General features: G+C 75.6%; 14 protein-coding genes. 2 read left to right on the forward strand and 12 right to left on the reverse strand.

The genetic code is table 11. The features are described 5' to 3' along the window. Together IH44_RS0132230 and IH44_RS0132235 are read right to left on the reverse strand one after the other, a co-directional pair. On the reverse strand, window positions 1–2,491 hold a 2,491-nt coding region (locus IH44_RS0132230), incomplete at its 3' end, for a DUF5682 family protein (protein WP_063759718.1). Then, the gene (locus IH44_RS0132235) at window positions 2,491–3,582 is read right to left on the reverse strand and encodes an AAA family ATPase (RefSeq protein WP_030463336.1); all 1,092 of its coding nucleotides are present in this window, start codon (window positions 3,580–3,582) and stop codon (window positions 2,491–2,493) included. The genes IH44_RS0132235 and IH44_RS0132230, both read right to left, overlap by 1 nt. A 282-nt stretch (window positions 3,583–3,864) precedes the next feature. Here IH44_RS0132235 and IH44_RS0132240 point away from each other — a divergent pair, with 282 nt between their 5' ends. Beyond that, complete coding sequence (locus tag IH44_RS0132240) at window positions 3,865–4,650, forward strand: GNAT family N-acetyltransferase (protein ID WP_030463337.1); 786 nt, start codon at window positions 3,865–3,867, stop codon at window positions 4,648–4,650. A gap of 40 nt (window positions 4,651–4,690) precedes the next feature. On the opposite strand, the gene IH44_RS0132245 is transcribed toward IH44_RS0132240, so the two are convergent. From IH44_RS0132245 to IH44_RS0132275, 7 genes are all read right to left on the reverse strand, one after another. Next, entirely contained in the window at window positions 4,691–5,413 is a 723-nt protein-coding gene (locus tag IH44_RS0132245; protein ID WP_030463338.1) for a hypothetical protein, read from the reverse strand. Between the two features lie 134 nt (window positions 5,414–5,547). Next, the gene (locus IH44_RS0132250) at window positions 5,548–9,039 is read right to left on the reverse strand and encodes a DUF4132 domain-containing protein (protein ID WP_051817696.1); all 3,492 of its coding nucleotides are present in this window, start codon (window positions 9,037–9,039) and stop codon (window positions 5,548–5,550) included. Window positions 9,040–9,148: 109 nt separating this feature from the next. Then, window positions 9,149–12,781, reverse strand: a complete 3,633-nt coding sequence (locus IH44_RS49225) for a WGR and DUF4132 domain-containing protein (protein WP_030463340.1) — start codon at window positions 12,779–12,781, stop codon at window positions 9,149–9,151. A 140-nt stretch (window positions 12,782–12,921) separates the two neighbouring features. Further along, window positions 12,922–13,488, reverse strand: a complete 567-nt coding sequence (locus IH44_RS0132260) for a hypothetical protein (RefSeq protein WP_157852534.1) — start codon at window positions 13,486–13,488, stop codon at window positions 12,922–12,924. A gap of 32 nt (window positions 13,489–13,520) precedes the next feature. Beyond that, window positions 13,521–14,780 (reverse strand): hypothetical protein, encoded by a 1,260-nt coding sequence (locus IH44_RS0132265; RefSeq protein WP_030463342.1) that lies wholly within the window; start codon window positions 14,778–14,780, stop codon window positions 13,521–13,523. Window positions 14,781–14,782: 2 nt separating this feature from the next. Further along, window positions 14,783–15,514: an ATP-binding cassette domain-containing protein gene (locus IH44_RS0132270; RefSeq protein ID WP_327059346.1), complete on the reverse strand. Its 732-nt coding sequence runs from the start codon at window positions 15,512–15,514 to the stop codon at window positions 14,783–14,785. 526 nt (window positions 15,515–16,040) lie between these two features. Then, the gene (locus tag IH44_RS0132275) at window positions 16,041–16,718 is read right to left on the reverse strand and encodes a response regulator transcription factor (protein ID WP_030463344.1); all 678 of its coding nucleotides are present in this window, start codon (window positions 16,716–16,718) and stop codon (window positions 16,041–16,043) included. 340 nt (window positions 16,719–17,058) lie between these two features. Between IH44_RS0132275 and IH44_RS0132280 the strand changes: the two genes are divergently transcribed. Then, window positions 17,059–19,020: an APC family permease gene (locus IH44_RS0132280; RefSeq protein WP_030463345.1), complete on the forward strand. Its 1,962-nt coding sequence runs from the start codon at window positions 17,059–17,061 to the stop codon at window positions 19,018–19,020. A 67-nt stretch (window positions 19,021–19,087) separates the two neighbouring features. On the opposite strand, the gene IH44_RS0132285 is transcribed toward IH44_RS0132280, so the two are convergent. From IH44_RS0132285 to IH44_RS46885, 3 genes are all read right to left on the reverse strand, one after another. Then, window positions 19,088–20,050: a DUF4232 domain-containing protein gene (locus IH44_RS0132285; protein WP_030463346.1), complete on the reverse strand. Its 963-nt coding sequence runs from the start codon at window positions 20,048–20,050 to the stop codon at window positions 19,088–19,090. A gap of 120 nt (window positions 20,051–20,170) precedes the next feature. Next, window positions 20,171–20,707, reverse strand: coding sequence for a GNAT family N-acetyltransferase (locus tag IH44_RS0132290; protein ID WP_030463347.1), 537 nt, complete (start codon window positions 20,705–20,707; stop codon window positions 20,171–20,173). Between the two features lie 61 nt (window positions 20,708–20,768). Further along, on the reverse strand, window positions 20,769–22,112 hold the full coding sequence (locus IH44_RS46885) for a DUF5685 family protein (protein ID WP_030463348.1): 1,344 nt from the start codon (window positions 22,110–22,112) through the stop codon (window positions 20,769–20,771). Window positions 22,113–22,370 lie beyond the last annotated feature (258 nt).

The following is a 22,370-nucleotide window of genomic DNA, read 5'->3' on the forward strand; positions in this document are numbered from 1 at the left end:
GGGGGGTGGGGGCGGCCGGGGACGGGGCCGGGGCCAGGCCGTAGCGGGTCAGCAGGTCGGTGACGGCGAGTTCGAGGCCGGCCGCGCGGGCGAGCAGGGACGGGTCGGCGGTGGTGCGGAGCAGGCCGCGGGCCGAGCCGGTGCGGCCGCGGCGGGCCAGCAGGCGTTCGGCGATCCGCTCGCGTTCGCGGGGCGGGAAGTAGCCGAACGCCTGGCGGAGCGCGGGCAGGCCGCGCAGGAAGTCGCCGGTCGGCAGCCGGGTGACGATCGCGTCCAGGGCGTCGAACAGGGAGGCGTCGGCGGCGGCGTCGAGGGCGGGACCGGTCAACTGCTCGCGGGCCAGCACGAACAGCCCCGACAACCAGTCGCCGAGCCGGGCCGGCTCGCCCGCCAACGCCCGGGCCTGCCGGGCGACTTCGTCGGGGGAGACCGTCGTCGCCGGGTCGTCCGCGCTTCCGCTCGCGGCCTTGGGCCCGTCGGCGGTCAGGGACCAGCGCAGGCCGAGGGCGGCGCCGCGCAGGTCCGGGGGTGCGGCGGGGTCGGCGGCGACGCGGGTGGCGGTGGCGAGGGCGGCCGGGCGGGTGAGGGTGAGGACGGGGGCGGCGTGGCGGAGGGCGTCGCGGACGGCGGTGGCGGCGCGCAGGCGGGCGTGGTCGACGCCGGTGCCGCCGTGCAGGCCCTCGGCCAGCCACAGGGCGCGGTGCAGGGCCGCGTCGACCAGACCGGCCAGCCGTGGGTCGGCGGCGACGCCGTACACCCGGTCGTGCCGCCACAGGTCCAGGGTGGTGGCCAACACCTCGCCCACCGCGCCGAGTTCGGGCACGTTGCCGAGCCGGGCGGTGAGCGTGTCGAGGAGTTCGCCGGTCAGCGTGCCGACGCCGCACAGGACGGCGTCGAACAGCAGCCCGGCGAGGGCAGCCGGGTCGGTGCCGGTGTCGCGGGCCCGGCCGGCGAGGGCCACAGAGGCCGCGTCGGGCAGCCGGGCCCCGTACGCCCCGGCCTCGATCAGGGCGGCGTCGCGCCGGTGCGCCCAGCCCTGCGGGTCGGGCTCCCAGCGTTCGGTGAAGACCGGGTCGCCGCCGCCGGTCGGGCCGTCCGCCCGGAGGTGGCCGGGCACTCCCAGCACCCGTAGCCGGTGCAGGAAGCGGCTGCGGCGCAGGCCGTCCGGGGTGGTCAGGTCGGCGGTGGCGGGGCGGCCCGGTTCGACGCCGCAGACGGCCTGTTCGGCCGCCACGTCGTGGACCAGCGGCGGCGCGGGCGTGTCCGGGTGCAGCCGGCCGCGCCGGGTGCCGGTGCCGGCCGCGACCAGCGCCCGGACCAGCGGGTCGGCGCCGGTGGTCGGACGTTCGCGCCCCTGCCAGGGCAGCGGCTGCTCCAGCGCCTCGCCGACCAGCCCGGAGGCCAGGCCGTCCAGCACGTCCGCCCGCGAGCGCACCCGGTGCCCGCGCATCGCCGCCAGGCCCTCGGCCAGGGTGCGGGCCGCGATCAGGTCGGCCGTCGACACCGGCACCCGCTCCTTCCGCAGCCGCCGCACCACCTCCTCGACCAGGCCGTCCGCCGCGCCCTGCGGCCCGCGCTCCCACAGCAGTTGGTAGTAGCCGGGGGAGGGCATGCCGGACTGGTAGCCGCCGAACGCGTCCAACTGGGCGAAGGAGTACGGCACCAGGTGGCTGCCGCCGACCGCACCCTCCGGTGGCCGCGGCACCTCCGGCCAGCCGTCCGCCGTCGGGCTGTCCGCCGTCAGGTCGTCCGTGGCCGGGTCGTCCGTGGCCGGGGCGTCCGCAGCCGCGCCGTCCGCGGTCGGGTCGTCCGCAGTGGGCCCGTCCGCGACCAGCGTGCGCAGCGCGGGCGTGTGGAAGCCGCCGGTGACCACCAGCACCGGGCCGTCGCCGCGGGCCAGCGCGGCCCGCACCCAGCGCGCCATGTACGCCTCGCGGGCGGTGTCGCCGGCGTCGGCGGCCGCGTCGCCGCGCACCAGCGCGAAGTAGGCGTCCAGCCGTTCGGCCAGGCCGGCCGGGTCGGGGAGTTCGACCAGGCCGTCCCACAGGGTGTCCGGCGAGTCGGTGCCGAACGCCCGGCACAGCCGCTCGGTGGCCTCCGCGTACCGGGCCTCGGCGTCCGCGAACCGGTTCGCCAGCGGGCGGGCCCGGTCGGTGAACGCCGGGTGCCAGGCCGGCAGGTCGACGAAGCGCACCTGCGCGCCCGCCGCCCGGCCCTCGGTCAGCGCCACCCACTCCGGCGAGTACGCGCACAGCGGCGCCCAGGAGGTGGCCGTCCGCTCCTCGTCCCGGTAGTGGCTGAACACCGCGACCGGCAGTTCGTGGCCGAGCAGCAGTTCGTCCAGCCGCGGGTTCAGGTCCGCCGGGCCCTCGATCAGCACGTGCGCGGGCCGCAGCTGCGCGACGGTGCGGGCGACCAGCGCCGCGCAGGCCGGGGAGTGGTGCCGGACGCCCAGGAAGACCGCCTCCGGGCGCTGCGCCGTCCCCGCCATCAGTCGGCCAACAGGTGCCGGGCGTCGTACAGTTCGCGCCAGCGGCCGCCCTTGCGGCGCTCGGCCTGCTGCTCCAGGAAGCGGCGCAGCCGGGCCAGGTCGTCCGGGCTGTCCTTGGCCGCGGTGCCGGCCAGGCAGGTCACCAGGTCCGCGGCGCTGCCCGGCTCCTGGCGCAGGAACCAGCCGCGCACGCCGACCGCGTGCGCCACCGACACCGCCTCCGCCGTGCTCAGCACCGCCGAGGACGGGCCCTTGCCGCCGTCCGGCGCGCGCAGCTCCCGGAAGGTCGCCACCAGCACCTCCAGCAGGTCCCGGTCCGGGGCCGGCTCGACGCCCGAACGGCGCAGCAGTGCGGCCGACTCGGCCTCCACCAGGGCCACTTCGGTGGCGAAGTCGGCGATCGGGAAGACCGTCTCGAAGTTGAACCGGCGCTTGAGCGCGGCGCTCATCTCGTTGACGCCCCGGTCCCGGGTGTTCGCGGTGGCGATCACGTTGAACCCGGGGACGGCGAACACCATGCCGTCCGGCCCGTCCAACTCCGGTACCGCCAGCACCCGTTCGGACAGCAGCGAGAGCAGGCAGTCCTGCACCTCCAGCGGGCAGCGGGTGATCTCCTCGAACCGGACCACCTTGCCCTGCGCCATCCCCTTGAGCATCGGCGCGGGCACCAGCGAACGCGTCGACGGGCCCTCCGAGACCAGCAGCGCGTAGTTCCAGCCGTACTTGATCTGGTCCTCGGTGGTCGCCGCCCCGCCCTGCACCGTCAGCGTGGACGTGCCGCTGACCGCCGCCGCGATCAGTTCCGACAGCAGCGACTTCGCCGTCCCCGGCTCGCCCACCAGCATCAGCCCGCGGTTCGTCGCCAGCGTCACCAGCGCCCGTTCCACCAGCGCCGCGTTCCCGACGAACTTCCGGCTCACCCCGGCCCGTTCGTCACCCACCACGAAACTGCGCGCCGCCCGCAGGCTCAACTCCCAGCCCGGCGGCCGCGGATCCCCGTCCCGCTCGCGCAGCACCGCCAACTCCTCCGCGAAGCGCACCTCGGCGGGCGGCCGCTGCAGGTCGGGACGGTCGGCGGTCGGAACGGGCATCGCGCAATCCTCGGGGCAGGCATCGGTCGGGTACGGGGCGATCCTCTCAAGCCCCCGCGGGCCGCCCGGTCCCGGGCTGCCACCCGGCCGGCCGACCACCGCGCACCGACGGTATCCGGCACCGCCGACAGCGCCAGCGACAGCGAACGGGCCGGGCCGGGCGGGAGCGGGCCGGGCCGGGCGGAAGGGGGGCGGGAGCGGGCCGGGCGCGGACCGTCATGGTTCTGCAACAGCTCAGGCCGCCGCCCGGGACCGCCACCGGGCGGCGGTTACGTTGGGCCGATGAGTCTGACGATCGAAGAGGTCACCGCCGCCGGGGCGGCCTGGGTGTGGCTGCCGGACGACGCCGAGGTCGTCGAGGACGCCGGCTACACGATCCTGCGGCTGCCCGACTACTACAACTTCGACCTGTCGGTCGTCTCCTTCACCCCCACCGGCCCGCTCCCCGCCGCCGTGGACGCCGTCCTCGCCCGGGCCCGGACGCTCGGACCGCCGGTGCTCGACTGGCAGGTCCTGCTCGGCGGCCCGCCCGGACTCGGGGACGAACTGGCCGCCCGCGGCGGCCGGATCAAACTCGACCTGGAGATCCTGGCCGCGGACCTGTCCGCGGGCGCCCCGGACCTGCGCCCGCCCGAGGTGGCGGTGGAACTGCGCTGGGCCACGGACTTCCCGACCGTCCGGGACGGGGCGCTCGTCGAGACCACCGGCTTCGGCGGCGCCCTCCCGCCCGCCTCGCAACTGGAGCACGCGGCGCACCGGAACGCGCGGGCCGCCGCGGAGGGCCGGGGCGGCCGGCTCGTCGCCTACGTCGACGGCGAACCCGTCGGCACCGGCGGCGTCGCCCTGGTCGACGGCGTCGCCCGCCTGACCGGCGGCGTGGTCGCCCCGCCCTGGCGGGGCCGCGGCGTCTACCGCGCCGTCCTCGGGGCCCGGCTCGCCCACGCGGCGGCCCACGGCGCACGCATGGCCCTGGTCAAGGGCAATCCCCGCACCTCCGGGCCGATCCTGCGCCGCTCCGGCTTCACGGCCTTCGGCCAGGAACCGGTCTACGCCCTCCCGTTGGGGTGAGCCGCCGCCCGGCAGAACCCGAGGCCGCCCGTCCCGGGGCTCAGACGGGGACGTTGCGGATGACGGCGTCGGTCAGCGGGCTGAGCTGCTTGACCAGCTCGTTGAAGTCCCCGGTGCGGCCGTCGGACCACTGGGCCATGCCGATGAGCATGCCGGTCCCGTAGCTCACGAAGTCCTGCACGAAGCCGCTCTCGGGCGGCAGTTCGCGCAGGCCCGAGTCCCGGGGCGGGTACTGGACCGCGACCTGGTAGTGGGTGGCGTCCAAGGCCAGCTGGTTGATCAGGTGCGGGAGGGTGGTCGGGTCCTTCATGGTGAACAGCGCCAGCCGGTACCGGTTGCCGACGGCGTCCCGGTACAGGGCCAGGTCGATGCCGAGGCAGCCGTGGGCCTGGGTGATCAGCCCGGCCAGGGTGGGGGTCACCAGGTCCGCCCCGGTGCAGTCCGAGTCGGCCGCGTCCGCGACCAGGGTGTAGCCCTGCACCTTCTCCGGGAAGACGGACAGCGGGATCACCGCCCCGGGCCCGCCGGACGCCGCCGGGGCCGGAGCGGACGAGGCGGACGACACGGGCGGGGCGGACGGCGCGGCGGCGGGGGCCGGCTTCCGGTCGTGGTAGGCGTACGCGCCCGCGCCCACCGTGGCCAGCACGATGGCGGCCGACAGGAGCAGCAGCCCGCGCCGGGAGCGGTGACGGGGCGGCTGCTGCTGTTGCGCGGTCTGCCGGTCCGCCTGCCGGGCCCGTTCGGCGGCGCTGGGCTCCTTCACCGCGTTGTCCTTCTCGAACTCCCTGACGAATTCTTCCCACAGATCGTCACCGGATCCACGCATAGTCACAGCCCCAGGACCTTAGTGATCTCCGCCCCGGTTGGGAAGTACACAATCCGACCCGGTCGGCGGGGTCAGCGCAGGCCGGTCAACTCCTCCAGGTCGGCGAGGACTTCGGAGGCGGTGACGGGGTCGAGCCGGGCGAACGGGCGCAGGTGGCGGGCGGTGGGGGAGTAGGGGCCGGTGCGGGTGCCCAGCCAGACCTCGCGGAGGGTCTGGTCGGGGAGTTCGGCGGCCGGGCCGAGCGGGAGGCCGGGGTCGAGGGAGACGGTCAGGCGGTGGCCGTCCGGCAGGAGTTTGCGCAGCGAGAAGCGGGTGCCGTTGCCGTCGGTCTCGCCGTGCGACCAGTCCGGGCCGCGCCGGGCCAGCGCCTGCGCCGCCTCGGCCGGGACGGTGCGGCCCTCGAACCGGGGCAGCCGGTGTCCGGCGGCCTCTTCGGCGGTCAACGACCGTACCGGGCGGCCGAGTTGCGGGAACGGCTGGATGACGAGGTAGTCGGTGAAGAGTTCCGCCCAGGCCGGCAGGTCGGTGCCGAGCCGGGCGGGGTGGGCGAGCCGGACGGCGGCGTCCGCGGGCAGCTCGAAGGGCTTGTCGTCGAGGTCGGCGAAGGTGCGGTCCTCGGCGATCCGGAAGGCCCCGGCGGCCTGCGCGGCGCCGCTGCCGGTGGTCCACAGCAGCCGCCGGCCGAGGTGGGCGAGCAGCGGGTGGGTCAGGAACAGCGTCCGGAACTCGTCCGCCGCCCAGGCCCGTTCGGTGACCATGGCGGTCTCCAGCCGGGCGGTCTGCTCGGCGCCGACCACCCGCAGCTCCTTCTTCAGCGCGGCGTACCGCTTGCGGGCGGCGGGCGCCAGCTCCGGGTCGTCCTTGGCGGCGGGCGCGGGCGGCGCGGCCCGGCGGCGGCCCGTGCCGTCCAGCACGTACGGGAGCAGCTGGTCGTCCAGGGCGACGGTGAACGTCCGCGTCCCGTAGTCGAGGACGGCCGTGCCGTCGGCCGTCAGGCCGAGGTCGGGCACCAGCCGGTCGGCGAGCCGGTCGGGCGTCAGGCCCAGCTCCAGGGCGACCTCGGCGATCTTCTCCTGGGCCCGGGCTCGGACGCCCTGGTAGCGCACCCGCTGGGCGATGCCGTGCAGTTGGGACAGCGCGGTGTCGGTACCGATCGCCGCCAGCACGTCCAGGCCCTCGGCGGCCCGCCGCCCGGCCTGCTGCCCCGGCCACCGGCGCACCACCGGCGCCAGCCGGCGGGCGGTCTCGTCGTCGCCGAACTCGCCCAGCAGCGACAGCGCCCAGCTCTCCCGCGCGGGCATCCCGGCCAGCCGCCACTCCTCGAACACCGCCCAGCAGAACGCCGGCCACGCCCCCGGCGCGCACGCCTCGGCCACCAGCGCCAGTCCCGGGTACGGGGCGCCGGACTTCGACAGCGCCAGCATGACCAGCACGTCCCGCACCGCCGCCGCGGGCAGCACCGCCCCCGAGCGCAGCGGCAGCGGCGGCAGCAGCACCGGGTCCAGCCACGGCGGCGGCTCCGGCAGCCGCGCGGGCAGCGCCCCCACCAGCGGATCCACCGCCAGCACGGCACCCACCGCCTCCGCCGCCGCAGCCCCGTACCGCCCGGCGACGGCCGCCCGCAGCGCACCCGCCCCGCCGCCGTCCGCAGCCCCGCTGCCGTCCGCAGCCCCGCCGCCGTGGCCCTCCGGCCCGCTGCCGCCGTCCGCTCCGCTGCCGCCGTCCGGCCCGGACGCGATCAGGCGCAGGGCCTGTTCGGCGGCCGTCCGGCGCGGGCCGGGCTCGCCCAGGGCGTCCGGTACGAGCAGCAGCGCGCCCGCGGTCCCGTGCCGGGCGAACCACGAACGGGCCGTGGTGCGAACGGACTTGCGGGTGGTCAGGCCCTCCGCCATCAGCCGGGCCGCCGCCACGTCCAGCACCGGCAGCAGCAGCGGCGCCAACTGAGCGGGGCGCATCAGGGCGGTGCGCACGGCCACCGGGACGGCCGCCCGGCCGTACTTGGCGAGCACCGGGCGCAGCGTCTCCAGCCCGTAGTACAGCTCCTCGGGCCGCCAGTCGGCCAGCAGCGGGGACATCACCTCCACCGGGGCCTGCCACAGCACCTGGCAGGCGGCCCACAGGCTCCGGGCGGCGGCGAACTCGGCCGCGCCGACCGCCGCCCAGTCGGTGTCCTCGGGGTGGCTGTGCCAGGCGTCGGAGCGCCGCGCGGGCTCCGTCCACAGCTCCCGTTCACCGTCCTGCCAGTGCAGTTCGGGCTCCTCGTCGGCGGTCAGGCCGGTCAGCACCTGCGGTTTTCCGGCCCGGCGCGGCCGCTGCCACGGCGGGGAGGCCAGCACGGCGGGCCACTCCGCCACGTCGGCGACCGGCCCGGCCGGGTTCGCGGCGGGCAGCGCGCGCAGGAACGCGGCCGTCGCCGGGTCGAGTTGCTCCAGCCGCTCCAGCAGCGCGGGCAGCCGTCCGGACGCGGCCGCCCCGCGCAGTGAGCGCTCCAGCAGGTGCCGGGCCGTCACCCCGCCGTCCTGCACGGCGGCCGCCAGCAGGCGCAGCGCCCGCACCGGGTAGCGTTCCACGGCCCGCAGCAGGACGGGCTGCACGGCCCGGTCGTCGATCCGCGCCAGCAGTGCGCCGAACGCCTCGTCGGAGGGGAACTCCAGCAGCAGTTCGGCCAGTTGACCGGCCTCCCGGCCGCTGTCCAGGTGGCGCAGCGCCAGGGCGGGCATCGGCGCCGCGGCGGTGCCGAGGCCGTCCGCGGCGGTGGCCGCCGGGCGCGCCCACCACTGGTACCGGGTCAGCCGGGGGAGCAGCCGGTCGACCTGCTCCGGGCGGCCGAGCGCGCCCACCAGCAGCGACCACACCGGCCGGCTCGGACGCTCCGGCAGCTCGTCGATCCACTCGTCCACCCAGTCGGTCCGCTCCGGGAACAGGAACGCGGCCCCCACCCGCCGCTGCGGCCCCCCGGTCCGGGCTGCCCCGACCTCCGCCAGGGCCGCCCGGTACGCGTCCTCGTCGGCGACGGACAGCAGGTGGCGGGCCCAGCGCAGCACCTTGGACTGCGCCTCGCCGTGGCTGAACACCTGGTTCGGGTCGGCGGGCCGCAGGCACGGCCGGGGACAGCCGGGCCGGGAACGCCAGTACTCGACCTCCATGGTCTCGACGGCGGCCCGGGCGGCGAACGCAGGCCCGTGCCGGACCGTCCAGGCGTCCATCAGCGCGGCCCCGCCCGCGTCGTCGTCCGCGTACAGCGCGGGCAGCATCGCACTGACGCCCGCCGCGCCGCCCGGATCGGCCGCCCCGCCCAGGTACGCCCGGACCGCTCCGACCAGCGCCGGGTCCGACTCGTCGGCCGCGCAGACCTGTTCGATCCACTCCCGGTGCTCGGCGATCAGCGCGTCCTCGAAGGCCACCGCGTCCGGCCCCGGCCACTCGGCCGGCGATACCGCCCGGCCCCCGCGCCGCGGCACCACCGCCGCCCGCCAGGCCGCCGGCCACTGGAAGGCGTCCTCCCCGGCCGCGCCGCCCCCGCGGACCTGCTCCCCCTGCTCCCGCTGCTCCCCCTGTTGCACCGCACCCTCCGCACCGCCGTCCGACCACTCGTCGGGCCTCACCCTAGCCAGCCGCCCCGACAGCGCCGCCCCGGGCCGGAGAGGGGCCCGGGGCGGCCGGCCGGGCCGGTCAGTCGGCGGTCAACTCCTCCAGGTCCGCCAGGAGTTCGGACGCGGTGACCCGGTCCAGGTCGGCCAGGCGCTGGTCGTAGGTGCGGTGGCTCGGCCAGTAGTCGCCGGGGCTGGTGCCCAGCCAGACGGCGTCGAAGCTCTGGTCGCCCAGGTCGTTGACGATGCCGACCGCGATGCCCGGGTTGAGGTCGAGCACCAGGCAGCGGCCCTCCGGCAGCGGCTTGTAGAACCAGGGCTCCACGCCCGCGTCCTGCGGGGTGCCGCGCTGCCAGCCGCGCTTGGTCAGCCCGAGCAGCCGGCCGACCGGGACGCGGCGGCGCTCGAACCGGTGCAGCCGGTGCCCGGCGCCCTCCTCCTCGGTCAACTCCACGACCGGGCGGCCCAGTTGGCGGAACGGTTGGAGCAGCTCGTAGTCCGCGAACACCTCCGCCCAGGCCGCCGTGTCCGCCCCCAGGTGCAGCGGGTGGGCGAGTCGGACGACGGCGTCCTCGGGCAGGGTGTACTCCTCGTCGTGCAGGTCGGCGAGGGTGCGGTCCTCGGCGACCCGGAACGCGGTGCCGTCGGCCGTCCAGACCAGTCGGCGCACCAGGTGCCACAGTAGCGGGTGGCCGAGCAGCAGGGTGCGGAACTCGCTTGCGCTCCAAGCCCGTTCGGTCACCATCGCGGCCTCCAGCCGGGCGATCTGGTCGGCGGCCAGCGTCCGGACGTCCTTCTTCAGCGCGGCGAACCGCTTGCGCTCGGCGGGCGCGAGTTCCGGGTCGTCCTTCGCGCCCGGCGCGGGCAGGTCCTTGCGCCGCTTGCCGTCGGCGTCCAGCACGTACGGGCGCAGCTGCTCGTCGAAGCCGACGGTGAACGTCCGGGTGCCGTAGTCGATGACGGTGGTGCCGTCCTCGTCCAGGCCGAGGTCCGGCACCAGGCGGTCGCCGAGCTGTTCGGGCGTCAGGTCGAGCGCCTCGGCGATCTCGGCGATCTTCTCCTGGGCGCGGGCCTTCAGGGCCTTGAACTTCACCCGCTGGGCGATGCCGTGCAGCTGCATCAGGGCGACGTCGGTGCCGATCTCGGCCAGCACGTCCAGCCCCTCCACCGCCCGCTGGTGGGCGCCCTGGCCGGGCCACTCGCGCAGCAGCGGGGCCAGCCGGCGGGCGGTGTCGTCGTCGCCGAACCCGCCGAGCACGTGCAGCGCCCAGCCGTCCTTGGACGGCATCCCGGCCTGCCACCACTCCTCGAACACCGCCCAGCCGAACGCCGCCGCCGTGTCGGCCCGCAGCACCTCCGCGACCGCCGCCAGCCCCGGGTACGGCTCGCGCGGCCGGCCCAGCTGCAGCGCCGTCACCAGGTGCCGCACCGCCGACACCGGCAACGCCCCGCCGCCGTCGGCCAGTTGGAGCTGCGGCAGCACCTCGGGCCGCAGCCAGTCCGGGAACTCGGGCAGCTTCGCGGGCAGCGCGTTCTCCAGCGGATCGGAGCCCAGCGCGTCCCCGACCACCGCCGCGGCCTCGGCGCCGTACCGCTCGGCCACCGCCGCCAGCAGGACCTCCGCGCCCTCCTGCGCGGCGACCAGCCGCAGCGCGTGCTCCGCCGCCGCCCGGGCCCGCCCGGCCTTGCCGACCGCCGCCGGAACCAGCAGCAGCGCACCCGCCACCCCGTGCCGGGCGAACCACGAACGGGCCACCGGCTGAACGGACTTGAGCCGCACCAGGACGTCCGCCATCACGCCCGCGGCGGCCGCGTCCAGCACCGGCAGCAGCACCGGCGAGGTCTGCGCGGGCTGGGACCGCGCCGCCTCGTGCAGCAGCGGCAGCACGGCCGTGCCGTACTTGGCCAGCAGCGGCTGCCCGGACAGGCCGATGTCCAGCAGCGCGCGCCGGTCCCAGGACGCCAGCAGCGGGGTCATCACCTCCACCGGGCCCTGCATCAGGACCCGGTAGAGGTGCCAGACCGAACCCTGCGTCCGGGCCCGCTCCGCCTCCGCCGCCCAGTCGGCGCCGAGCGGAAGCTGCCAACGCACCTCGGCGGAGCCCGCGAACTCCGCCAACTCGCCCTCCGCCAACAGCAGTTGCGACGACTCGTCGACGCTGAGGCCGGTCAGCACCCGGGCCTTGCGGACGGTGCGCGGCCGGCTCCACGGCGGGGCGACCAGCAGCGCGGGCAGCAGCTCGGGCCCGGCCTCCGGCAGCGGCTCCCGCGCGCCCTCCAGCGTCCGGACGAAGTCGGCGCTCTCCCCGTCCAGCCGGGACAGCAGCTCCGGCAGCCGCGAACGCAGCGCCCCCACGTGCCCGTTGAGCATCCGCCGGGCCGTGCTCCCGGCAGCGCCGCCGCGCCGGGCCGCCGCCGCCAGCACCCGCACCGCCCGCACCGGCTGCCGCCGGGCCGCCTCCAGCAGCGCCACCCGGACGTGCTTGTCGGCGATCCGGTCGACCATCTCCGCCATCACCCGGTCGGTCGGGAACGCGCCCAGGCACTCCGCGTACCACTGCGAGTCGTACCCGGGACCGTCCGGCGCCGCCCCGACCCGCACCAGCTCCGCCGCGGCCGACCCCACCCCGTCGGCGAGGGTCGACACCAGCGCCTGCCGCCAACTGCCCGACAGCAGCCCGCCCGCGCCCCCGAACCGCTCCACCTGCTCCGCACTGCCCAGCGCGTACGCCAGCAGGGTCCGCACCAGCGGATCGTCCGACCCCTCCGCCAGGCAGCCGTCCACCACCTGGGCCCGCTCCGGCGCCAGGTACGCGGCCACCGCCCGCCGCAACGCCGGGTCGAACCCCCCGCCCGGCGCCGCACCCAGCGCCCCGTCCAGCTCCGCCAGCGCCTCCCGGTACGCGCTCTCCCCGACCCCGGCCAGCACCTCGCGGACCGCCGCCAGGACGCCGAACTGGAACGACAGGTGGTACGTCGCGATGGGCGGAGCGCCGGCGAACGCCACCCGGCCGGTCCGCCACCTCTCGCGCACCGGGTGGACGTCCAGGTCGAACAGCCGCAGCGACGCCCGCAGCGCGAACCCCAGACCGAACCGCACCACCCAGGAGTCGACCAGCCGCCGCGCCCAGCCCTCGTCGGCGCGCGAGCGCAGCAACCGGGCCACCCCCACCGCCCCGAGCGGATCCGGCACCCCCGCCAGGTGCGCCCGGACCACCCGCACCGCCTCCGGATCCGACTCCTCCGACCTCAGCGCCAGCTCCAACGGCTCCCGCTCCTCCGCGAGTTCCCGCTCCTCCGCCGCCACGGCCCCCGCCGCGTCCCACACCGGCCGCCAGGCCGCCACCGGCACCGTGCCACCCCGCCGCGGCACCACCCACGGCCGCCACGCCCCGGGCAGCACGAACACGTCCTCGTCCGGCAGCCCGACCACCTCGACGGCCACCTCGGCGGGCTCGACGGCCCCGACCACCTCGACGGGCTCGACGGCTTCCGCGGGCACCTCCGCCCCGCCCACCGCCCGGTAGCCCTTGCGCTCCTTCTCCGCGACCAGCTTCGCCAGGTGCCCGGCCGCCGCCCCCGCGTCGGCGAACTCCTTCACCTGCAGCCGCCCGTCACTGCCGATCCGCCCGTAGCGCACCCGCACCGAGACCCCGTCGGCCTCCGCCTCCCAGAACTTCGACGAACCGTCGCCGACCAGCTCCCAGCGCCGCACCGTTCCTCCCAACACCCCGACCGGCAGCGAACACCGCCAGACCGGCCCCCGATCGGCCGATCACCTCCCGGCACCCTAACGAGCACCCAGGACAGCAGAACGGCCCGGTCGGTCAGAGCCCTCGGTCCGCTGCCGGGTTCTCACTCCTCGACGTCCGCCGGCGCCCGGCGGAGCTCGGGGAGAGCCAGGGTGCCGGCGCCGATGAGCAGCAGGAGGGCTGCTTGGGCGGCTCCAGCGCCGGACGAAGGGTCGTGCAGCGGCCAGGCCCAGATCCTGGGCCGGTTGAAGACGAGTCCGAAGGAGACGCAGAAGAAGGGGAAGACGGCCGTGGCCACCGAGGCGAAGCGTTCCCCCACGAGCCACCGGAGGACGAGGGCCAGACCGAGGTAGCCGGCGAAATCGCGGGCCATAGCCGCCGCAGCCTGACCGGCTCCGCCCACGGACAGAGCGGTGCCGGTAGCCACGCCGACCAGTACGCACAGGGCCATGAAGGCGGCGTCCCAACGGCCGACGGCGCGGACCGCGACGCGTTCCGCCAGGCGGTCGGCCCGGCCCTGTCCCTGCAGGATCAGGCAGACGGGCAGGAGCGGGAGCAGGCTCGGCAGGGGCAGGTCGAAGGTCAGGCCCCCGATGACAACGGGAACCGGCAACGTGACCGAATCGGTGGCGGAGCCCAGGGCGATGCACAGCAGGAGTCCGGCAGCCACCGCGGGGACCTGCCTGACGCGCAACCACCAGATCACCGGGCCGCCCCGGGCTGTGTGCTGACGGCCTGGTGGAAGTGGGACGGATCGAGGTCCGGCTCGGCGTCGCACCCGGTCAGCGTGGAGGCGTTCCGCTGGAACCACGCGTGCTGCTCTTCGGCCGGCAGCGCCATGACCTGGCGGGCCAGTCGCACCGGGGATTCGCCGTACCGGGCCTCCACCGGCTGGAGGGCCACCCCCGCGGTCAACTCCAGCCAGGCCGCCAGCGGAGCGACGGCCCGGACGCCCGGCCACCGGGCGCCGCGTCCGGCGGCGCACTGGGGCGGGTGGTCCGGGACGGACCTCAGGGCGACCAGGGACTGGATCTCCTCGTGCGTGGGCCGGTCGGACAGGGGCTCCACCGGAGCGAGTCGAGTCACGCCGACAGCGGCAAGGCGCTGCTGAGCCTGCGCGGCCCAATCGGTGATGTCCGCGGCCGCGGACCGCTGTTCGGGCCACAGGCACACCTGCGGAGTCCCCTCCGTGCAGGTCTGTTCACTCGCGGAGCGGGGCTGGGCGGCCCGGAAGCCGAGGGGCTCGGCGATCCAGGCGCCCGCGGCGGTGGCGGCGGCGAGGGCGAGGAACGCGGTCAACCGGAGGGGCGCGCGGAGAGCGTTCCAGAGCCAAGCGGCCGCGATCAGCCCGAGAGCGGCCACGGCGGCGGCGCACACGGCCCGGGTGGCCGGCACCTGGTCCAGCGCGCAGCACTCGGTGAGGTTGCGCCCGTTGAGCTGGCGGACCCAGAAAGCGTCGAGCGTCGAGGGGTAGGCCATCCACCCGAAGCTGGCGACGAGAACCAGCGGAACGGCGAGCAGCCGGGGCAGCGCCAGCCCCAGCACGTAGCCGGCCGCGGCGTGGGCGAGGACGACGAGCAACTCCAGGAGGAGGACGACCGGAACCGACCAGCCGGGGAAGCCACTGGCCTGCGGAACGAACAACGCCACGGCCAGCAGGACGGAGACCGCACCGAGCACCAGGACCGGCGCCAGGACCGACAGCGCGATGGTGGCGGAGGACCGGGCGGGAGCCGTGGCCGGCACGGCGGACCTGCGCACCTTCAGAGCCTCCCAGGCCCCGCAGGCTGCGACGGCGGGTGCGGTGAAGTTGAGCAGGAAAGTGCTCTGGGAGACGACGGACGGCCAGTAGCCGTCGGTGATCCACCCGGTCATGTTGCCGCTGTACATCACGAGCCACACGAACAGCACGGGCGCGACCCGCAACGCGGAGGACGTACGGACGAGGCTGCGCCAGGGCACGGTCACACCTCCCCGGTGACGACACCGGCGTAGGCCGCCTCGGCGCGCCGCTCGGGGGGAACGCCTTCCGGGGCGAGCGCCAGGAACGAGTCGATCGGCCCCTGATGGCGCACCTGCCCGCGGTCGAGCAGCACGACCGCGTCGTAGATCTCCGCGAGGTCCTCGGTCTGGTGGGTGGAGACGACGAAACTGCTGAGGTTCTTCAACTCGCCGATCAGCTCACGGAACACCCCGCGCTGCACCGGGTCCAGCCCCGCGGTCGGCTCGTCCATCAGCACGAGCTGCGCGCCGTGCACCAGGGTCTGGGCGATACCGAGGCGCCGTAACTGTCCTCCCGAGAGCGCGGCGCTGCGCCGGCCCGCGAGCGGGGCGAGTCCGACCCTCCCGATCGCCTGCTCCGAACGCTCCCAGGCTTCGCTGCGGGACATGCCCTTGAGCCAGCCGGCGTAGGCAGCCTGTTCCCGCACGGACAGGCCCGGCACCGGGCGGACCTGCTGGGGGAGCCAGCCGACCTTGCGCCGGTACGCCTTCCGGTCCTTCCTGCTGCGGGTGTCCAGCCCGTCGAGCGTGATGCGTCCGGTCTCGGGCCGGAACGCGGAGGCGATCAACCCCAGCAGGGTCGACTTCCCCGCCCCGTTGGGGCCGAGCAGCACACTGCAGCCCGGGTCGAGCCGCAGGCTGAAGTCTTCCAGGACCCGGGTCCCCCGCCGGTAGCCGAAGGAGCAGTCAGTCACATGAACAGGCACAGTCATCTATCCACTTCGCGGAAACGGGCAGGGGATCTCCGAAACGGGAAGCGGCGACACCTGCGGGATTTCACCGACGGGAAGACCTGCCTGTGCTGCAGGGTGTGCCGTGAAGGTGTCGGAAGCGTGGTGTCGATCTGCTTTCCTCCCTCGCGGATGGAGAGGAGTCGATGCCTCCTGGGGGTGGCGGGCGGGATCCCGGATCGATCCTGCCCCAGGAGCGGGCCGGGCGCAGGGCCTTCCGCGAATACCGCCCGACAAGTGGCTCAGCCCGCCCATCGTGGCGTGCGGAGCGCCATTCGCCCCGTTTGTCGATTTTTGGAAAATTGCGCACCGGGCCGACTTCATCGAATTTCCACCAAGCCGATGGAACCGACTTCGGCGCACGGCAATCTTCCTGCATCGAGCAGGTGTGCCGGTCCGGCTCGAACTTCGCGCGGCTGGAATGCGGATGACCGCCCGCAGGTGTTCGTGCAGCGCCGTGCAGGCATCGTCCCGGGGGCTGCCCGGACGGTCAGAGCCCCCGGTCGCCGCCGGGCTGGGCGGCCAGGGTCTGGGTGGCGATCACCGCGGCCTGGACGCGGCGTTCGACGCCGAGTTTGGCGAGCAGGCGGGAGATGTGGTTCTTGACGGTCTTCTCGGCGAGGAACACCCGCTCGCCGATCTGCCGGTTGGTCAGGCCCTCGCCGATCAGCGCCAGGATCTCCCGCTCACGGTCGGTCAGGTGCGGGAACTCCGGTGCGGGCGCCGGGGCCTCGCCGCGCAGCCGGGCCATCAGCCGGGTCGTCGCGCCCGGGTCCAGCATCGACTGGCCGGAGGCGACGGTGCGGATCGCGGTGACCAGGTCGGTGCCGCTGATCTGCTTGAGGACGTAGCCGGCCGCGCCCGCCATGATCGAGTCGAGCAGCGCCTCCTCGTCGTCGAAGGAGGTGAGCATCAGGCAGGCGAGCTGCGGCATCCGCGAGCGCAGCTCCCGGCAGACCGTGACGCCGTCGCCGTCCGGCAGCCGCATGTCGAGCACGGCGACGTCCGGGCGCAGCGCCGGGACCCGGGCCAGCGCCTGTTCGACCGTTCCGGCCTCGCCGACGACCTGGAAGTCCGGTTCGGAGTCCAGCAGGTCGTGCACCCCGCGGCGGACCACCTCGTGGTCGTCCAGCAGGAACACCCTGATCGGCGCCGGACCCTCGGACATGGCAGTACTCCTCCTCGCGGACCCCTACCCCCGCAGTCTGCCAAACCCGGCCGGCCCGCCGACAGGGCCGGGCGGTCCCGTCCGGCGGACCGTTGGTCCCGAAGCGCGCACGAACGGACATACCGTCACGAACCGGGGCGTGCGGGCAAACCGTCCCCCAAACCCGCCCCATGGACCGGTCAACGCCCCGGGACCGGTGATCCGCTGGGCCAAAGGGTGGGGCTACGCTCCAGCCTGCCCCGGACGGCGGCGGACGTGACCTACATTGACGTGGGAGTTCGCCCGGCGGGCCGGAGCGTCCGGCGGCCGGGGCGCCCCCACCCCGGACAGGAGCAGCACAGTGGTCGATTCCGCCCCCACGGACGGAGGGACGGCCCGGCAGCGGCTGCGCGCCTGGCTGCTGGAGGGCCTGTCCGACATGGCCAAGCAGCACCCCGGACCGCACGCCCAGGCCCCCGACCAGCAGCACGGCCAGCGCTGGTGGAAGGTGATGTGCCTGACCGGCCTGGACTACTTCTCCACCCTCGGCTACCAACCCGGCATCGCCGCGCTCGCGGCCGGCCTGCTCTCCCCGGTCGCCACCATCGTGCTGGTGCTGGTCACCCTGTTCGGCGCGCTCCCGGTCTACCGCCGGGTCGCCCAGGAGAGCCCGCACGGCGAGGGCTCGATCGCCATGCTGGAGCGGCTGCTGTCGTTCTGGAAGGGCAAGCTGTTCGTCCTCGCGCTGCTCGGCTTCGCCGCCACCGACTTCCTGATCACCATCACGCTGTCCGCCGCCGACGCCACCGCCCACCTGGTGGAGAACCCGCACCTGCGCGGCGCGCTCGGCGGCCACCAGGTGCTGATCACCCTGCTGCTGGTCGCCGCCCTCGGCGCGGTCTTCCTCAAGGGCTTCAGCGAGGCGATCGGCGTCGCGGTGGTCCTGGTCGCCGTCTACCTGGCGCTGAACGTGGTGGTGGTCGCCGTCGGCCTGTGGCACGTGGTCACCGCGCCGTCCCTGATCACCGACTGGACGCACGCCCTCAGCCTGGAGCACGGCAACCCGGTCGTCATGGTCGGCGTCGCCCTGGTGGTCTTCCCCAAGCTCGCCCTCGGCCTGTCCGGCTTCGAGACCGGCGTCGCCGTCATGCCGCACATCGAGGGCGACCCGGACGACACCGAGCAGCGCCCCACCGGACGCATCCGCGGCGCCCGCAAGCTGCTCACCACCGCCGCCGTGATCATGAGCTGCTTCCTGATCACCACCAGCTTCATCACCACCCTGCTGATCCCCGCCGACGACTTCCAGCCCGGCGGCCCCGCCAACGGCCGCGCCCTGGCCTACCTCGCCCACCACTACCTCGGCGGCGCGTTCGGCTCGGTCTACGACCTGTCCACCATCGCCATCCTGTGGTTCGCCGGCGCCTCCGCGATGGCCGGCCTGCTCAACCTGATGCCCCGCTACCTGCCCCGCTACGGCATGGCCCCGCACTGGGCCCGCGCGGTGCGCCCGATGGTGCTGGTGCTCACCGCGATCGCCTTCCTGGTCACCTGGCTGTTCGACGCCAACGTCGACAAGCAGGGCGGCGCGTACGCCACCGGCGTGCTGGTGCTGATCACCTCCGCGGCGATCGCCGTCACCATCGCCGCCCGCGCCGCCCGCCAGCGCGGCTGGACCATCGGCTTCGCGGTGATCGCCGCGGTCTTCCTCTACACCACCGCCATCAACATCGCCGAACGCCCCGACGGCGTGAAGATCGGCGCCTGCTTCATCGCCGGCATCGTGCTGGTCTCGCTCGCCTCCCGGCTCGCCCGCGCCTTCGAACTGCGGGTCACCGACGTCCAGTTGGACGAGGTCGCGGAACGCTTCGTGCGCGACACCGCGCACCGCACGATCCGCTTCATCGCCAACGAGCCGGCCGGCCGCGACCTCGCCGAGTACCGCGACAAGGTGCACCAGATCCGCGCCGACAACGACATCCCGCCCGAGGACGACCTGGTCTTCGTCGAGGTCACCGTCCTCGACCCGTCCGACTTCGAGGCCGAACTGCGCGTGCGCGGCGAAGTCCTGCACGACCGCTACCGCGTCCTGACCCTGGAGCACTCCAGCATCCCCAACGCGCTCGCCGCGATACTGCTGCACGTGCGCGACACCACCGGCCAGCTCCCGCACATCTACTTCGAGTGGACCGAGGGCAGCCCGTTCGCCCAGTTCCTGCGCTTCTTCCTGTTCGGCCAGGGCGAGGTCGCCCCCGTCACCCGCGAGGTGCTCCGCGAGGCCGAGGCCGACCGCTCCCGCCGCCCCCGCGTCCACGTCGGCTGACGCAAGGCCCCGGGCGTCAGGACCGCTCCGGCGCCCGGGCGTCAGGGCTGCTCCGACGTCCCGGGTGTCAGGACTGCTCCGGCGCCCAGGCCCCCACGCCGATCCGCCCGGTCGTCCCCAGGTCCAGCCCCGGCGTCACCATCACCGGCGCCGCGTCCGCCGTCGCCCGCACCCGCACGTACGGGGCGTTCACCGGCGGGCCCGAGAGGTCGGTGGTGTTGCGCCACACCAGCCCCGCGGACGCTTTCCCGCCCGGCGCGACGGTGAAGCGGCGCGGCGGCGCGTCCGCCCCCGTGCCCGTCGAGATCGCCGAACCGCCCTTCAGCACCTGCACCCCGGCCACCGGGGCGTGCGCCTCGTCGAGCAGCTCGGTCCGCGGGTACCCGTCCAGCACGACGTCCCGCGTCCCGCAGTTCTCCAGGTGCAGCCCCACCACCCGCAGCCCCATCGCCGCGTCCCCCCGGTCCGCGTACACCCGAACCCCGGACGCCGGACACGCACCGCCGGTCGACGGCGCCTCCGCGGTCGGCACGCTGCGCACCCGCAGCACCTTCACGTCCGGGGCGGGTCCCGCGGCCCCCGACGGGCGGGGGGAGGCCGACGAGGGCCAGGAGTCCGGGACGGTGCGCACCGGCAGGTCCGGGGCGGCCGGCTGCCCGAGCGGCTGTCCGGCCAGCGGGACCCGCCCCCGGACGGACGCCCCCGGCGCCACCGCCGTCTGCGTCCCGGTCGGGTCGGACGACAGCCCGGTCCCGCTGCCCGACCAGCCGAACAGCACCGTCAGGTCGGCGGGCTCGGTGCCCTCGTTGGTCACCTCGTACTCCAGGCAGTCCGCGCTGACCGCGAGGATCCGCACCGCGTCCCGGGTCCACCCCGCCGGCCGCACCGACGGCGCCGCCCCGCACGGGCCCGCCTCCGCCGACGCCGACGGCGCCGTTCCCCCGCCCGCCCCGACCGACCCGCACCCGGCGGCCGCCCCGACCGCCGCAGCCGCGACCACGACGCCCGCACCCACCCGAACCGCCCGCATCCACACCATCTCCCGAGTCGACCACGAACCGTCCACCCGGGCCGTGACCCGCCTCACACCTCCTGCAACAGCCCTGCAACGACCGGCCGGTGACGACCGGACACGGCACGGCCGGCCTGCTCAGAACGGCAACGAGTGCAGCCGGGCCGGGCCGCCCTCCGGCCAGCGCGCCCCCGGTACCAGACCGAGCCACATCGCCCCGAGCGCCACGGCCGCCGGCCCCTCCGGCTGATCGGCCGTCACCGGGTCGGGCAGCGCCGTCCACCCGAGGTGCGCGTACAGCGGGGCCCGGTCGGGCAGGCAGAACAGCATCGCGTACTCCAGGCCGTCGGCCCGCGCCGCGTCCAGCGCCGCCCCGACGACGGCCCGCGCCAGCCCGTGCCCGCGCCAGTGCGGCGACACCAGCACCCCGCCGATCCCCGCCACCTCGAACCGCCGCCCGCCGACCTCGACCGGCGCCACCACGAACCCGGAGTGCGCCACCAGCCGCCCGCCCCGGTGCACCCCGAAGTGCCGGTCCTTCGGCCGCCAGACGCCCCCCACCGACGCCACGTCGAACGGGTCCTCCGCCTCGCCCAACTCCTGGAGCGCCGGCCAGCCGCCCCACGTCGCCGCCGCCAACTCCGCCGCCGCGGTGAACCCCTGCAACTCCGTCATCGTCCCGCTCCTCCGTTCCGTTCCGTGGCCCATCGGCCCGGCCCGCCGCGCGTCCCGCAGGTCAGGCACAGGCGCTGCAGCAGGCGAGGCACTCGCAGACGCCGCCGCACGTGTTGCAGCACTCGAGGTCCGACGAACTGCAGTTGCGGTCGCAGAAGCCCTCGCGGCGCTCCCGGGTGAACGGGTCATCGTGGTCGCAGCACAGCAACTGGCACGTGCAGGCCATGGTCAGCCACACCGCACAGCCGAGGACCGGCCCCCGCGGCTTCTTCTTCGGCTGCCCACCCTCCGCCGGCTGCTGCGGACCCCCAGGACCCCCAGGACCACCTGACCCGCCCGGCCCACCCGATCCGCCCGGCCCACCCGACCCGCCGTGGCCCCCCGGACCGCCCTGGCCACCGGCCCCGCCCGGAGCGCCCGGGACGCCGTAGCCCTCCGCCGGGCCGAAACTGCCGGAAGTGCCGTAGCCCAGGACCCGGGGAGGCTGCCGGTGGCCCCCGGAATCCGGCGTCGAGGCCCGCGGATCGCCCCCGGCACTCGCGCCCGCGCCCGCACTCGCACTCGCGCCCGCACTCGCGCCCGCGTCGGTGTTGGCGCAGGCGTGGTGATGGTGCCGGTGCCCGAAGACCCGGTCGACGGCCTCGCTCGTCTCGTGCGCGAGCAACCGGTGGACCAGGGCCCGGTCGGTGAACTCGACCTCGGCCAGGGCGAGTCGGATGCCGTGCACGGCGTCCCGGCACAGCCGCTCGGCCTCGGCCTGGCTCGTCCCGGAGACGGTGAGCGGGTTCCACGCCCCGCGCGTCTCGTCCTCCGCGCGGTCCTCGGCGGCGTCCAGCAGGTGCGCCAGGCGCCCGAACAGCCGCCCGGCCTCGGCCAGCGCCTCCGCGTTGCCCGGACGGCCCGCCAGCACGGCGGTGTGGGCGAACGCCGCCGCCGTGGCCTCCTCGGTCGGCGCGGTCGCCAGCAGCAGCGACCCGCCCGCGCTCACCGCGGACTCGGCCGCCTCCTGCCGCCCGGCCGCCGCCAGCAGCACACCCGTGTCGAAACCCACCGCGGCCGCACTGCCGGCACTCTGCCGGTCCCACCGCCGCGTCACCCGCCGCGCCCCGGCCGCGACCGAACGCCGGGCGAAGACCCCGTCCCCGTCCACCACGTGGTCGCGCACCTTCACCGACGCCAGCGCCAGCGACACCGCCGCCGCCAACCGGGCCCCCTCGCCCCGCGCCACCGGCGCCGTCCGCATCCCGCGCAACGGACACGGCCCGGCCGTCCGCCGCTCCTCCGCCCGCGACGACTGCGCCTCCACCAGGACCGAGATCACCAGCCCGTCGTAGTTGGTCGCCGTCCGCGCCAACTGCCCGTGATCGTCCCGCAACGCCAGGCACAACCCGCACAGGTGCGCCATCCACGACGCGTGCAACCCCTCCGACAACCGATGCCGACACGGCCTGATGATCCCGAACACGCCCCGCCCCTTCCCCCGTCCAACCCTGCCGATCGGCCGTCATCCTAATGACGCCGGGTCCGGGCCGAAGGATCCTCCTTTCCCTCCTTTCCCTGAATTTGGCCTTACCGGGACGCTGCGGGATCAGGGGGTGGCGGTGCCGTTCGGGCCGCCGGTGTGCAGGGGGCCGGTGGGGGAGGAAAGCTGCCAGGGGTGGGG

The organism is Kitasatospora sp. NRRL B-11411 (genome assembly GCF_000721345.1).
Classification (GTDB): Bacteria; Actinomycetota; Actinomycetes; order Streptomycetales; family Streptomycetaceae; genus Kitasatospora; species Kitasatospora cineracea.

What these genes read in the sequence shown, in the direction of transcription:
- IH44_RS0132285 (WP_030463346.1), bottom strand. Translation starts at nt 20,050, where the DNA reads ATGCGGGCGGTTCGGGTGGGTGCGGGCGTCGTGGTCGCGGCTGCGGCG.
- IH44_RS0132235 (WP_030463336.1), bottom strand. Translation starts at nt 3,582, where the DNA reads ATGCCCGTTCCGACCGCCGACCGTCCCGACCTGCAGCGGCCGCCCGCC.
- IH44_RS0132290 (WP_030463347.1), bottom strand. Translation starts at nt 20,707, where the DNA reads ATGACGGAGTTGCAGGGGTTCACCGCGGCGGCGGAGTTGGCGGCGGCG.
- IH44_RS0132275 (WP_030463344.1), bottom strand. Translation starts at nt 16,718, where the DNA reads ATGTCCGAGGGTCCGGCGCCGATCAGGGTGTTCCTGCTGGACGACCAC.
- IH44_RS0132240 (WP_030463337.1), top strand. Translation starts at nt 3,865, where the DNA reads ATGAGTCTGACGATCGAAGAGGTCACCGCCGCCGGGGCGGCCTGGGTG.
- IH44_RS46885 (WP_030463348.1), bottom strand. Translation starts at nt 22,112, where the DNA reads ATGGCGCACCTGTGCGGGTTGTGCCTGGCGTTGCGGGACGATCACGGG.